This window comes from Aerococcus urinae, assembly GCF_001543175.1.
GTDB classification, from domain to species: domain Bacteria; phylum Bacillota; class Bacilli; order Lactobacillales; family Aerococcaceae; genus Aerococcus; species Aerococcus urinae.
Map to the genome: position 1 here is coordinate 39,500 of NZ_CP014161.1, position 15,231 is coordinate 54,730.

General features: G+C 45.7%; 10 protein-coding genes. All 10 read left to right on the forward strand.

Annotation, left to right across the window (positions count from 1 at the left end):
• The first annotated feature begins 118 nt into the window (after positions 1-118).
• Positions 119-820, forward strand: a complete 702-nt coding sequence (locus AWM73_RS00210) for an ABC transporter ATP-binding protein (protein ID WP_060777524.1) — start codon at positions 119-121, stop codon at positions 818-820.
• Positions 821-822: 2 nt separating this feature from the next.
• Complete coding sequence (locus AWM73_RS00215; RefSeq protein ID WP_060777525.1) at positions 823-3,645, forward strand: FtsX-like permease family protein; 2,823 nt, start codon at positions 823-825, stop codon at positions 3,643-3,645.
• Between the two features lie 353 nt (positions 3,646-3,998).
• Entirely contained in the window at positions 3,999-5,162 is a 1,164-nt protein-coding gene (locus tag AWM73_RS00220; protein ID WP_060777526.1) for an ABC transporter substrate-binding protein, read from the forward strand.
• 848 nt (positions 5,163-6,010) lie between these two features.
• Positions 6,011-7,186: an ABC transporter substrate-binding protein gene (locus AWM73_RS00225; protein ID WP_060777527.1), complete on the forward strand. Its 1,176-nt coding sequence runs from the start codon at positions 6,011-6,013 to the stop codon at positions 7,184-7,186.
• Positions 7,187-7,408: 222 nt separating this feature from the next.
• Positions 7,409-8,587 carry an ABC transporter substrate-binding protein gene (locus AWM73_RS00230; RefSeq protein ID WP_060777528.1) on the forward strand — a complete coding sequence of 393 codons (1,179 nt, stop codon included), beginning with the start codon at positions 7,409-7,411 and terminating at the stop codon, positions 8,585-8,587.
• A 148-nt stretch (positions 8,588-8,735) separates the two neighbouring features.
• Positions 8,736-9,614 carry a branched-chain amino acid ABC transporter permease gene (locus tag AWM73_RS00235; RefSeq protein ID WP_076340191.1) on the forward strand — a complete coding sequence of 293 codons (879 nt, stop codon included), beginning with the start codon at positions 8,736-8,738 and terminating at the stop codon, positions 9,612-9,614.
• A gap of 9 nt (positions 9,615-9,623) precedes the next feature.
• On the forward strand, positions 9,624-10,631 hold the full coding sequence (locus AWM73_RS00240) for a branched-chain amino acid ABC transporter permease (RefSeq protein ID WP_060777529.1): 1,008 nt from the start codon (positions 9,624-9,626) through the stop codon (positions 10,629-10,631).
• A 1-nt stretch (position 10,632) separates the two neighbouring features.
• Positions 10,633-11,406 (forward strand): ABC transporter ATP-binding protein, encoded by a 774-nt coding sequence (locus AWM73_RS00245; protein ID WP_060777530.1) that lies wholly within the window; start codon positions 10,633-10,635, stop codon positions 11,404-11,406.
• 3 nt (positions 11,407-11,409) lie between these two features.
• A complete protein-coding gene (locus AWM73_RS00250) occupies positions 11,410-12,117 on the forward strand; it encodes an ABC transporter ATP-binding protein (protein ID WP_060777531.1) in 708 nt (235 codons plus the stop codon).
• 459 nt (positions 12,118-12,576) lie between these two features.
• Positions 12,577-15,216 carry a pyruvate, phosphate dikinase gene (ppdK, locus tag AWM73_RS00255; protein ID WP_060777532.1) on the forward strand — a complete coding sequence of 880 codons (2,640 nt, stop codon included), beginning with the start codon at positions 12,577-12,579 and terminating at the stop codon, positions 15,214-15,216.
• Positions 15,217-15,231 lie beyond the last annotated feature (15 nt).

Sequence of the window (15,231 nt, forward strand, 5' to 3'; positions counted from 1 at the left end):
ATTCTCGATAGGGAGGCTATTTTCAGCAAACGATATCGGTTGCTTTTTTGTTTCTTTCATGAGAAATTAGTATAATTATATTAACTAAGAAGTATTTTTCATAAAAAGGGTGGTCAACTTGTCTTATATTGAACTAAAAGACGTTTGCAAGAGCTATGGCCAAGGCAATAGCCAAGTCCTTGCTAACGACAATGTTTCCTTCACTATTGAAGAAGGCGAATTTGTGGTCATTCTAGGACCTTCAGGGGCCGGAAAGTCAACCGTTTTAAATATTTTAGGTGGCATGGACCAGGCAACCAGTGGTGACATCTGGGTGGCTGGTAAAAATATTGCCAACTTTAATGAACGTGAACTCACCGCTTATCGCCGCGATAATGTGGGTTTTGTTTTTCAATTTTATAATCTCATTCCCAACCTGACCGCTAAGGAAAATGTAGAAATGGCTGAGCAGATCGCTGACCAGTCCTTTACCGCTAGTGAGGTCCTAAAGGAAGTCAACTTGGCCGACCGGGAAAACAACTTCCCTGCCCAGCTCTCTGGTGGGGAGCAGCAACGGGTGTCCATTGCCCGGGCCATTGCTAAAAACCCTAAACTTCTCCTCTGTGATGAGCCGACTGGGGCCTTGGATAATGATACCGGCCAACAAGTGCTCAAGCTCCTACAAAAACAGTCGGTGGAAAATGGGACGACTGTCGTGGTCATTACCCACAACCAAAACATTGCCGCCATGGCTGACCGGGTAATCCGGATTAAGAACGGTCAAGTCGAATCCAATGTCACCCAGGACGACCCTAAGCAAGTAGAAGAGATTGAGTGGTAGGCATGAAGAAAACAGCTTTATGGAAGAACGCTTGGCGGGAGATTAGAAATTCCTGGGCACGCTTCCTAGCCCTCTTTGGCATTATTCTATTGGGGACGGGTTTCTTTGTGGGAATCCGGGCCGCAGCGCCAAATATGTTAAACACTTCCAGCCAATATTATGACGATTATTACTTAGAAGACCTTTCCCTCCAATCCACCTGGGGGATCCGTCCAGAAGATAAGGAAGCTTTGGAAAGGGTGGATGGGATCGATAGCTTGTCTTATAAGACGGTCGACCGTCAGTCCCAAGACTCGGAACTGCTTTATCGGATCTTCCCAAATTTCAATGCCTTAGACGCAGAAGTTAACCATTTCAAGGTGAAGGAAGGCCGCTTGCCTGAAAATGACCAAGAGATCGCCCTTGACCATATGTTGGTCGCTGAAAACCAGGTCGACATTGGTATTGGGGATACCATCACTTTCAACCAAGTGGGTAAGTCTGATGATGACAAGGCCCCTCACCTTAAGCAGGATAGCTTCACGGTGGTTGGCTTTGTCGATTCTCCCATGTATATTGATAAGTTAATCCGGGGACAAACTAGCATTGGAGACGGCGCTTTGGATGCCTTTGCGGTGGTGAGTCCGGATGCCTTTGAAGGTGAATACGACTCAGCCATTTCTATCCGCATCCCTAAAGCCCGTCCCTATCAGGCTTATAGTGAGGACTACGACCATCTGGTTGCTGATAAAAAAGCTGAGGTTGAAGCAGCGGTTGAAGACCGGCCTGCAAGTCTACTGGAACAAGCAAAAAGTGATGGGCAAGAAGCCATTGACCAGGGCCGAGACCAGCTTAATCAGGCCCAGGATGACTTAAACACGAAAAAGAATGAACTTGACCAGTCTAAGTCGGCTTTAGACCAAGCCCAAGGGCGTTTGGACCAAGAAGTCCAAGGGGTCAAGAGTCAACTGCCTGCGGGAATGAGCCTGGAGGATGCTGGTTTAGGCCAAGTTGCTGGCCAATTCCAAGCCAACCAAGACCGGCTCAACCAGGAAAAGGATAAGCTTTCAAAAGGCCAAGAGCAAATGGAATCAGCTAAGGAAGAGCTCGGCCAAAAAAACAAAGACTTAGACGAACAAGCCAAACAGCTAGAAGAACTTCAAGCGCCGACTTACCTGGTCAACGACCGGAGCGCCTTATCTGGGATTAGTGAATATGGGGATAATGCCGAACGGATTTCTGCCATCGCCCAAGTCTTTCCTTGGATCTTCTTCTTAGTGGCAGCTCTCGTTTCCTACACCTCCATGTCAAGGATGGTGGACGAGCAACGCTCACAAGTGGGGACCATGAAGGCGATTGGCTATGGGTCAGGCGATATTGCTATGCAGTTTCTTCTCTATGCCAGCCTAGCCAGCCTCTTAGGAACAGTGATTGGGGTAGGGATTGGGAACTTTCTCTTCCCTAACATTATCTACAATGCTTACCGGATGATGTACACCCTGCCAGACATCCAATATGGTTTCTACCTCAAGGATATCTTCCTGGCTTTGGGGATTGCCCTCCTAACCACGGTGGGACCGGCGATTTTCACTACCAGCCACTTACTCCAAGAGAATGCCGCCCAATTGATGCGGCCCAAACCACCTAAGCAAGGGGAGCACATCCTCTTAGAGAAATGGCGCTGGTTCTGGGGTCATCTCAACTTCTCGATGAAGATTACCCTCCGTAACCTCTTCCGTTATAAGGGACGGAACTTGATGACGGTGATTGGGGTGGCCGGGAGTACCGCCTTGGTCTTGACTGGTTTTGGGATTTCTGACTCCATTTCTGGTCTAGCTGACCGCCAATATACCGTAATTGAATCCTATGATGTGGTGGCTCAATACGCTAATGATTTAAATGCGGAAGACAACCAAGCTGTCCGGGAAGCGGTGGAAGCAACTGATGGCGTCGACCAAGTCCTCCATTCCTATACCACGAACCTGGAAACCACTGATCCGAACATCAATACCCAAACCGTTCGCCTCCGGGTCTTTAATAACGATAGTCCTTACCATGACTTTTACGCCTTTAATGCTGTCGATGACCCATCGAAATCCTACGATTTAAAGGATAACGAAGCTTTAATTAGTCAAAAATTAGCCCGCTTGCTAGACCTTTCTGAAGGAGACAGTATTGAATTAGCCAATGAATCCGGGCAAACGATTAGTCTGCCGGTTGGAGGGATTGTGGAGTCCTATATCTTCCATGATTGCTTTATCAATGAGAACACCTATAAGAATCTGATTGCCAAGGATTTACCGGCGCCTAATATGGGGCAAATCCAATTAAGTCAGTCAGCCAGCCAAGGGCAGGTCTTGGAAGACTTACAAAATACCGACCATATCCTGGCTGCTTACGCTAGTCAAAGCCTCCGTGATGCCTTTAATGACACCATTGAAAGCTTGAATGTGGTGACTTTAATTCTTATTATTGCTGCTGCACTCCTAGCCTTCATAGTGCTCTATAGCTTAACTAATATCAATGTGTCGGAGCGGATTCGAGAGCTATCCACCATCAAGGTCCTCGGGGCCTATCCCGGCGAAGTGACCATGTATATCTTTAGGGAAACCCTCCTGCTCACCACAGCAGGCATTCTCTTTGGTCTCTTGATGGGCTATGGTCTGACGGGTTATATCCTAAAAACCGTGGAAGTAGATAACTTAATCTTCCCACACACCATCCACTGGACCTCCTACCTCTATTCCATTGCCCTAACCTATCTCTTCACCCTGATAGTTATGGGAATCATGCATATCAAACTCAAACACGTCGACATGGTAGAAGCACTCAAAGGAGTAGAATAGAAGAGGAAAGTGTGACGGGTGCACCAAAGATCGATAGAGCTACGCATACTATATCTGTAACTCGCTTCGCTTCGAACAGCTATAGCAACTGGAGCTAAAGAGCAAAAATTCTTGAAAAGAATTTCTTGCACTTTAGTGAAGTGGAGATCGATCTGCACCCGGAACACGTTTGAATAGAGTGTGACAGTCACATGTTATGAGCTGAGATTTTTGTCTCAGCTCTTTTTTGTTTAAATTGCAACCTATAAAATATTATTGACAGGGATAGGTAAATAAAATACAATAAAAAATAAATTAAAGACAGAATTGTCTGATATTTAATAATTAATTATTAGAGAAAAGGAGGATGAGCTATGAAGATCAAGCGCAATTTAAAGGGGTTGGCCCTGGCCGTCTCCTGCTTAATGATGACTGCTTGCGGGTCTTTAACCCAAACTCAGGAAAAGGCTAATAACCAAGCAGATGTGATTAAGATTGGCGGTAACTGGGAACTCTCCGGTGCCACAGCAGGCTATGGTAGTCCAGGAAATGAAGGGGTGGAATTAGCCGTCGACCAGGTCAACCAGGCGGGCGGAATACTTGGCAAACAAGTGGAATACGTGTCTTTGGACAATAAGTCTACTAGTGAAGAAACCACGGCCAATACTTCGCGGTTAATCTCTAATGACCAAGCGGCCTTAATCATTGGCCCAGCCACCACCGGATTAATGGAAGCGCAGATTTCAAGCGCCTCCTCCTTGCCTGTGATCGCACCTATGGCAACCGGCGACAGCTTGACTACTGATAGTTCTGGCAAGGTTTTAAACAATGTTTTCCGGGTTTGCTTCCAAGACGCCTTCCAAGGGCAAGCCTTGGCTAAGTTTTCTAATGATAACCAGTTTAAGAAAGCCGTTTTAATCCGGGACAATTCGACCGACTATGGGCAAAACTTGACCAATGAATTTAAGAAGTATTTCCAAGGTGAGGTTGTCGATGAATTAGCTTATAATGCTAAGGATACCGACTTCAACTCCCTGGTAACTCGCTTGAAAGCGCAGGAACCAGATGTGATTTTTGTGGCTGGTTACTATGAAGAAGCTGGGCCCTTGATTAAACAAGCTAGGGAGCAAGGGGTTCAGGCGGCTATTCTAGGGCCGGATGGCTTTGGTAACCAAGAGATTATTGATCTGGCTGGTAAGCAAAATATGACTAATGTCTATTACACAGCCCACTACACCACCAATGATCCTAGTCCAGAACTGAAGAAATTTATGGAGGCCTACCAGGAAAAATTTGGTCATGCGCCCGATATGTTTGCTGCTTTGGCCTATGATGGGGCGCGTTTAGCCTTTGACGCCATTGAACGGGCCCAATCGGTAGATAGCAAGGCCGTCAACCAAGCCCTAGCAGAAACCAAGGACTTCTCAGGGATTACCGGGAACTTCACCATCAACGACCAACATAATCCGATTAAGACCGCCTATGTTCAAAAGGTAGACCACGGCGAAATTGTTGACACCACGCCAATTGAACCCTAGATTTCCAAGTGAAATTAAGAGAGTGTGACAAAAGTCAAAAGAGCCCTGAACCGCTTCGCATACTATATCTGTAACTCGCTTGCGCTTCGAACAGCTATAGCAACTGGAGCGAACTATGGTAGATAGTTGCAAAACTATCGCACATAGTTCGTAGTTGGGTTCGACTTGGCAGACTTGGAGTGATTTCCCAAGTCAGAAACAAGCGAATACTTCGCTTTTATTCTGACTTGCTCCAATCATCCAAGTCTAAATGCCTAGTCTCACACCCTGTATGAAGTGGACGTCAGGGCTGACTTTTGGAGCACGTTTTGAATAGATAGTACGTGTTTTAAAAGGAGCCTGGGACCTTTGTCCCAGGCTCTTTTTTAATTCCTCAATATTAATCGCAAAAAGAAAGCCCGACCCTATTTATTGAGGGACCTTTAGCGCGCTTGCCAAAGTCCGTTTAAATATTCTTTATATCTTTTAATTAGCCAATATTTCAAAAATTCAGACAATTATCACAAAAGGGCTTGCTTTCTATGGAAAGCCCTGCTAGAATAAGTTCAAGATTATTTCGAAAGGAAGTTTATCCATGTTTAGCTCCCATCAAGCAATTATTATTATTATTAATACCAGGGCTTAACGCTGTTTCAATAAAAAACAGACTAAGTCCTATTCGTGCTTGTTAAAATGAATGGGACTTGGATAAACAATAAAGCCACCCATTCATTCTAAGATGGGTGGCTTTTTCTATGGCTGCTGACTTGAAATAATTGTTATGTAACGCTTCTCTGTTGGCCAACAAATCAGCGTTTGATGATTCTAAGGAAATTGCCGTGAGCAATACTTGAGAAAGGGTTTTAAAGATGAAGAAAAAAATGAAGAAATTAGCCGCCTTATTTGGAACTGCTTTAATGCTAGGGGCTTGTGGATCGATGACCGAGACCGCTAAGAATGATTCTGCTAACAGTGATGTGGTGAAGATTGGTGGGAACTGGTCCTTATCTGGTCAATATTCTGCCTACGGAACACCTCACGACAATGGGGTGAAAGTGGCCGTTAAAAACCTCAACGATAATGGCGGGGTCTTAGGCAAGAAGGTGGAATATGTCAGTGCCGATAACAAGTCAGACAATGCTGAATCCACTTCCCAAGCCACCCGCTTAGTGGAACAAGAAGGCGTTAATGTTCTGGTAGGTTCAGACACTACAGGAAACTGTGAAGCACAAATTCCAGTGGCCCAACAATTTAAGGTGCCGATGGTAGCGCCTGCAGCCACTGGGAATGGCTTGACCCTCGATGATAGCGGTAACCTCTACGACTACGTCTTTAGAACTTGTTTCGAAGATGCTTACCAAAGTAAGGAATTAGGGAAGTATGCCGCTCAAAAGGGTTGGAAGAAGGTTGCTGTCCTAAAAGATAACTCCTCTGACTATGGTCAAAACGTGGCTAATGACTTCAAGGCTTCCTTTGAAGAGCATGGCGGTCAAGTGGTTGGTGAAGAGTCCTACACCAGTGGGGATACTGACTTTAAGGCCCTCTTAACCAACTTAAAACAAAATTCACCTGATGTCGTCTTTATCGCTGGTTACTACCAAGAAGGTGGATTAATCATCAAACAATTACGGGAAATGGGTGTGAATGCAGCAGTCTTAGGACCTGATGGCTTTGGTAACCAAAAACTCATCGATTTAGCTGGTCCGGAAAATGCCCATGATGTCTTCTTCGTGACCCACTTCTCCCATAATGAAGATTCACCTGAAAACGTCAAAGAATTCATCAAGAAATATGAAGATGCTTACGGGACTTCACCTGACCACTTTGCTGCTTTAGCTTATGATGCAACCAACTTAATCGCCCAAGCCATGGAAAAAGCAGGTTCAACAGATAGCGAAGCGGTTCAAAAAGCCTTAGCTGAAACCAAGGACTTCCAAGGGGTGACTGGTAAATTCTCCTTTGATAAAGATCATAACCCAGTCAAAGAAGTCTTTGTCCAAGAACTTCAAGGTGGCCAAGTGGTCGATACTGAAGTGGTTAAATAATTCTTTTAATCCAAGAATTTTTAAATTAGACTTTGTTCATTGAAAATTAAACATAAAGAGTCTTTATTATATAGCTAAGTTTATTGGTCCTCGCCAAAGTTTGATAAATAATTTCAAAAAAGCTAAAAAGTGTTTGACAGAATTGTCAGACTATTTTAGAATATTGAGTATCAGCAATTGAATACTTATTCTTTTGTCAAATTTTAATGAGGAGGAGTTAGCATGAATAAGAAATGGTTGAAAGCCTTTGTGACATTGGGGAGTGTCATGGCCTTAGCCGGCTGCGGTTCGGGTTCCTTGACTGAAACGACTAATCAATCCGCTGAAAATGCAGATGAAATTCGTATTGGGGGGAACTGGGAGTTATCGGGCAATGTTTCTGCTTATGGTGTTGTACAGAACAATGCGATCAAGCTCGCCGTAGATGAAAAAAATCAAGCTGGCGGCCTTCTCGATAAGAAGATCAACTACTTAGAATATGATAATAAGTCCACGACTGAAGAAGCGGTTTCTGGTGCGGAAAAACTCGTTGATGAAAACGCGGCAGTAATTATTGGACCTTCTACCACCAATAATACTGAAGCGACGATTTCAACGGTAACCCGGGCCAAGACCCCTTTGATTTCAGCAACTGCCACTGCTGATAATATTACCCTTGACCAAGAGGGCAATGTCTTGGATTATATCTTTAGAATTTGCTTCCAAGATTCCTTGCAAGGGGGCTCCTTAGCGGAATTCTCTAACAAGGAAGGCTATACTAAGGCAGCGATCATCAAGGATAATTCTTCTGACTACGGTCAAAACCTATCTGACGAATTCCACAAGCACTTTGATGGTGAAGTGGTTCGGGAAGAATCCTATGTGGCTAAGGAATCTGACTTTAACAGTATTTTGAGCAATATTAAGAATTCAGATGCCCAAGTGATCTTCGTTGCTGGTTATTATGAAGAAGCTGGTCCAATTATTAAACAAGCGCGCGAAATGGGCATTGACCTGCCAATTCTTGGTCCAGACGGCTTTGGGAATAAGGAAATTATTAACTTAGCGGGGGAAGAAAACTGGGATAACATTTACTATGCGGCCCACTTCGTTGAAAACGAAGACTCTCCTCAAGAAGTCAAAGATTTCTTAGCTAAGTATCGGGAAACCTACCAATCGGAACCAGATATGTTCTCAGCCCTAGCTTATGATGCAGCTAACCTGGCCTTTGACGCGATCGAACGTGCAGGCACTACGGACGGTGAAGCGGTCCAAAAAGCTTTGGCTGAAACCAAGGACTTTACTGGAGTCACTGGGAACTTCTCCATGGATGAAAAACACAATCCGTCTAAGACTGTCTTTATCCAAGAGGTAAAAGACGGCCAAGTGGTTGGTTCTCAAGCCATCGAAGCGGTTAAATAGTGAAAAAGTTTAATATTTAAAAATTAAAGCAAGCAGAGTTGTCCAAGGGATGACTCTGCTTACTGTTTGTTAATAGGATGTAAGGGCTTTAAAGCGAAATTTTTATATCTAGGTCTAAAAATTATTGAAATAGGATGGAGTGAGAAGTGTGAATAATGTCATTCAACAATTAATCAATGGCGTGGCGCTAGGAAGCATCTATGCCTTGATGGCCTTGGGTTATACCATGGTTTATGGGATTATTGGTTTGATTAACTTTGCCCATGGGGATATTTATATGGTGGGGGCCTTTGTCGGTTTCACCTTGATTACTAATGTCGGAATGGGTGTTTTCCCGGCTTTAATTTTAGCCATGTTATTTACTGCTGTATTAGGGGTTATTATTGAGCGGGTGGCTTATAAACCCTTGCGTGGGGCAACCCGGATTGCCGCTTTGATAACGGCAATTGGGGTATCCATGCTCCTACAAAATGTGATGATCTTTCTCAGAGGGCCTGAAGTACGAGCTTTTCCAGCAGATCTGCCTGACTGGTCCCTACAATTGGGGGCCTTTACCATTAACTCCCAACAAATTCTGATCTTAGCGGTAACTATTGTTTTAATGATTGCTTTACAAGTGATCGTACAAAAGACCAAGTTAGGCCAAGCCATGCGGGCGGTTTCGGTCGACCCAGATGCTGCTCAATTGATGGGGATTAATGCTAACACTATTATTTCCTTTACCTTCTTAATTGGTTCAGCCTTAGCAGGTGCAGCAGGGGTGTTAGTAGGGATTTACTATAATTCCATTTCACCACTAATGGGTGTCAATATTGGGACTAAGACCTTTGTTGCAGCTGTTGTTGGGGGAATCGGATCCATTCCTGGTGCCGTTCTAGGCGGCTTAATCATTGGTATTGTAGAAACCTTCGTCTCCATGATCGGTCTCTCCACCTGGAAAGACGCCGCAGTTTATATTATTTTGATTATTATTTTACTGGTCAAACCAACCGGCTTGCTCGGTAAACCGCAAGTAGAGAAAGTGTAGGTGGCAAAGATGAAAGAAAACAAAACTTCTTGGTTCAATCAGTTTTTCACCAAGACTACTTTAGCTTGGATTGGTGTCATCGTGCTTGGCTTTGTCTTAATGGCAGCGTCTTACATTGCTGGTTTAGTTTCGGCCTACACCCAAAACATTATTATGAATATTGCTATTAATATTATTCTTTCTGTGGGGCTCAACTTAGTGGTTGGTTACGCTGGCCAGTTCTCCCTAGGGCATGCTGGTTTTATGGCAATCGGGGCCTATGTGGGAGCCATCGTTTCCCAAGAGATCCCTGGCCAAGCCGGCTTCTTAGCCGGTTTACTAGCTGGTATGGTAGTGACTGCAGTCGTGGCCTTAATCGTAGGGATTCCTACCCTGCGTTTACGGGGCGACTACTTGGCCATTGCTACGCTAGGGGTTTCTGAAATTATCCGGATTACCATTATGAACTTAGAGATTACCAATGGGGCCGCCGGGATTTCTGGTGTTCCCCGTCACGTGACCTGGATTACCATGTATGTTTTTGTGGTGATTACTACCCTACTAGTGGTTAACTACATTTATTCCAGTCCCGGTCGGGCCACCATTGCTGTGCGGGAAGATGAAATTGCAGCGGAATCAGTGGGGATCCACACGACCACCTATAAGACCCTGGCCTTTGTCATCGGAGCGGTGACCGCAAGTATTGCTGGGACCCTCTATGCTTCTTACTTTGGGGTGATTAACCCTAGTCAGTTTACCTTCCAAAAATCCATCGATATCTTAGTTATCGTAGTATTTGGTGGGATTGGGTCCATTTCCGGGAGCTTCGTGGCTTCCATCTTATTGGGGCTATTGAATACCTTCCTAGCGCCTTTTGGTCAAGTTCGTCCCATTCTCTATGCCGCCGCTTTGATCTTAATCATGATCTTCAAGCCATCGGGGTTAATGGGTGAATATGAATTCCAATTCTCCAAGCTCTTTAACCGCAAACGAGGGCAATCACAAGCCGTAGCCAAAGAAGAAAGTGAGGACCAATAGTATGAGTATCTTAAGCTTAAGCCATCTCAGCAAGTCCTTTGGGGGCCTAACCGCCGTTTCCGATGTCAGTATCCTTGTGGAAGCGGATGAATTGATCGGTTTGATTGGTCCTAATGGGGCCGGAAAAACCACCCTATTTAACTTGATTACTGGGGTTTATGCACCGACTTCTGGGTCGATTGACTTAGAAACCGACCAAGGTAGTCAGTCCCTAGCTGGTCAACGCCCAGATAAGATTAATGAAATGGGGGTGGCCCGGACCTTCCAAAATATTCGTCTCTTCGCCAACCGTTCGGTCTTGGACAATGTCCTCATTGCCATGCACAACAAACGCGGGGTAGGGGTCTGGCACAGTCTTTTGAGAACGCCTAAGTACTATCAAAACCGTGATGCCCTCTATGCCAAAGGAATGGAATTATTAGCCATCTTTGGTCTGGAAGGCTACGCCAATGAAAAAGCCAAGAACCTCCCTTATGGGCAGCAACGGGCTTTGGAAATCGTTCGGGCCTTGGCGACTGAACCCAAGATCCTTTTCTTAGATGAACCAGCCGCAGGGATGAACCCTAATGAAACCACAGACTTGAAACAAACCATCCGTAAGATTCAAAAAGAATTTGGAATTTCTGTTGTTCTTATCGAACACGACATGTCTTTGGTGATGGATATTTGTGAACGGATCTATGTTTTGGAATATGGGAAAGTGATCGCTGAAGGGACACCAAGCGAAATTCAAAGCAATCCGAAAGTTATCGAAGCCTACCTAGGAGGTGCCTAGTTCATGTTAGAAATCAAAAATATCAAGGTTGCCTATGGGATGATCCAAGCTATCAAGGGCATTTCCTTTACCGTTAATGAAGGGGAAATTGTTTCTCTGATCGGGGCCAATGGGGCTGGAAAGTCGACTATTTTAAAGACGATTTCTGGACTCTTGAAACCCAGCCAAGGGGAAATTCTCTACAACCATGAACCCTTACAAACCAAGTCCTGTGCCCAAATTGTCCAAGCTGGGGTCTCCCAAGTTCCTGAAGGCCGCCATGTCTTTAGCGGTATGTCCGTTAAGGAAAATCTACTGATGGGAGCCTATACCCGTAAGGACCGGGATAACTTAGCCAGCGATATGGAACGTTATTTTGATTATTTTCCAATTCTTAAGGAACGTTTCAACCAGGACGCGGCAACTTTATCCGGTGGGGAGCAACAAATGCTGGCTATGGCTCGGGCCCTCATGGCGCGTCCCAAGCTCTTGCTCTTAGATGAACCCTCCATGGGTCTAGCGCCGATTTACATCCAACAAATTTTTGAAATTATTCAAACCATTAATAGTGAGTTGAATACCACCGTCTTACTGATCGAACAGAACGCTAAGGCGGCCTTAGAAATCTCTGACCACGCCCACGTCCTCGAAGTGGGTAAAATTACCGCTTCCGGAACCGGAAAAGAACTCCTATCTTCTGAAGTGGTCCAAAAAGCCTACCTGGGAGCTTAAACCCTTCCTTAAACAATAAAGACCTAGCATAAACCCTTAGCCGCTCTGACAAGTGTCATAGTGACTAAGGGTTTTATTTTTTTATAAAAAGCCTTGATGAGCATGCGTTCTGCTTTTGAATTTGGTCATTGAAAAGCCATGGCACCGGCTCGAGCACAAGGTCTCTCACCTAGCGAGACTCAAATGTCTCGTACGGCTGACGCCTACGAGACATAATTCGCTTCGCTTGCTCGTTCATGGCTAATGACCAATTCAAAGCGCCACTCCTGCTCAAAGCTATTTGTCAAAATAAAATTTTTAATAACAGCTCAACAACAAAGATAGAATAACCATGTTTTCAGACCCCAAATTAAGGATTTCTTAATAAGAAAGCGCTTGCTATTCATATATGATGCACTATATAATCTAATAGTACACTTTAAATATTCTAATAAGCCGTCTTATAAAGGAGGAAGTCCAATGAAACAAGTGATTTATGCTTTTAACCAGGGGTCTGCCAAGATGCGTGATCTCTTGGGAGGTAAGGGGGCCAACCTGGCGGAAATGACCCGGCTGGGTTTTCCTGTTCCTAAGGGATTTACCCTGACCACTGAGGCCTGCCTAGATTACTTAGCCCAGGAAGACAGTGAAGAATTAAGTGATCCAGTCATAGCGGCTATTGACCAAGCGCTAGCTGACCTGGAAAGTGTTACTAATAAAGCCTTTAATGATCCTGAGAACTTACTCTTGGTGTCGGTACGGTCCGGGGCCAGAGAATCCATGCCAGGGATGATGGATACCATTCTCAATGTGGGCCTGAATGACCGCAATGTGGAAAGCCTGGCCCAAATCACCCAAGATGAGCGCTTCGCCTATGACTGCTACCGCCGTCTCTTGCAAATGTATGGCAATGTGGTCTACGGCTTGGACAGTCAATTTTTTGAGGAGCACTTGGCCCAAGAAAAAACTAAGGCCCAAGTTCGCTTTGACTATGAATTAAAGGTAGGCCACTTGAAAGCATTAGTGACCGCCTACAAAAAGGTTTACCAAGACCAACTAGGCTTTGACTTCCCCCAAGATGTTAAGACCCAGATCTATGAAGCTGTTAAAGCGGTCTTTAAGTCCTGGAACAACCACCGGGCTCGGGTCTACCGGGAGATGAATCACATCCCACATGATCTCGGAACTGCGGTCAATATTCAGGAAATGGTCTTTGGTAATAGTGGCCAAGATAGTGGGACCGGGGTTCTCTTCACCCGTAATCCCGCCACCGGGGAAAGCAAGCTCTTCGGCGAATACTTGGTCAATGCTCAAGGGGAAGATGTGGTTGCCGGCATTCGTACACCAGAGGTCATTGAAGACTTGAAGGCAGACATGCCTGAAATTTACCAAGAAATTCATGACCTGGCTAAGCAATTGGAAGGTTACTACCATGACATGCAGGACATTGAATTTACTGTTGAAAAAGGTAAACTTTACTTCCTCCAAACTCGGAACGGTAAACGGACGGCTAAGGCTGCTGTTAAGATTGCCGTCGACATGGTAGAAGAAGACCTGATCGATGAAAAAGAGGCCCTTTTGCGGATTGAACCATCGATGATTGACCAATTGCTCCATCCTTCCTTTGATCCCCAAGCCCTCGCCCAAGCAGAGGTCTTCTCAAGCCTCGGTTTGGCAGCCAGTCCGGGAGCCGGGTCAGGACAAATTGTCTTTACTGCCCAAAAGGCCAAAGAATGGCAAGCAGCGGGTAAAAAAGTCATCCTCATGCGCAATGAAACCTCCCCAGAAGACATTGAAGGCATGTCTGCATCAGAAGCCATTGTCACTGCCCATGGGGGGATGACCTCCCATGCCGCGGTGGTGGCCCGGGGCATGGGGAAATGCTGTGTCAGTGGCTGTAGCGACTTGACCATTGATGAAGCGGCCAAAGTGGTTCACTACCCAGGCGGCCAATTACAGGAAGGTGATACCATCTCTGTGGACGGTAGCCAGGGGAAACTCTATCTGGGCGAAATTCCTACCGCTCTCTCAAACACTGACGAAAACTACCAAAAGATGATGGACTGGGCCAGAAAATATAGCCGTCTCAAGGTACGAATGAATGCTGAAACCCCTGAAGATATTCAAACCGGCTTCAGCTTTGGAGCGGATGGGATTGGTCTAGTCCGGACCGAGCACATGTTCTTTAAGGCTGAGCGTCTACGGGAGATCCGCCGCTTTATTCTCTCAGTTGATGAGGGTCAACGCCAGGCTGCCCTGGAGAAGATCCGTGACTACCAGGTGGAAGACTTTACCAGGATTTTCCAACTCTCACAAGAGGCTCCCGCGGTAATCCGTTTATTGGACCCACCTCTTCATGAATTTATGCCCAAGAGTGACCAGGAAGTTGCTGAAGTGGCGACTGACCAAGGCATCAGTGAAGCAGAATTGCGTAGCCGGATGGTGCAACTGGCTGAAGTCAACCCTATGTTAGGCCACCGGGGCTGCCGCTTAGCCATGACCTATCCTGAGCTCTATGACCGTCAAGTGGAAGCTATTATTTATGGGGCCATTGCCGCTAGACAAGAAGGCCTGGATCCTCAAGTAGAGATTATGATTCCTTTGGTGAGTGTGGAGCCTGAGTTAGATACCTTGCGCAAGCGCCTCAGCCAGGTCATTGACCGACTATTAGACCAGGAAAATGTGACAATTGACTACACAATTGGTACAATGATAGAGATTCCAAGAGCCTGTTTCATTGCGGACCAATTGGCTCAAGAGGCGGGCTTTTTCAGCTTTGGGACCAATGACCTGACCCAAATGACCTATGGCTTTTCACGGGATGATGCGGGCAAATTTATTAACCAGTATCTAGAAGACGGTACCCTAAAAGAAGACCCCTTCCAAACTATCGATCCAGAAGGGGTGGGCGCCCTCGTTAAAATCGCAGTCGACAAGGCCCGCCAGACCAAAGCAGGGTTCAAGATTGGGGTCTGTGGGGAACTCGGTGGCGATCCAGCCTCGATTCAGTTCTTTGACCAAGTGGGGCTAGACTATGTATCCTGTTCGCCTTACCGGGTGCCCCTGGCGCAATTAGCCGCCGCTCAGTCCGCCATCCGGCAAGCAGAAGGAAACCACTAGAAAAATAGGATCAGG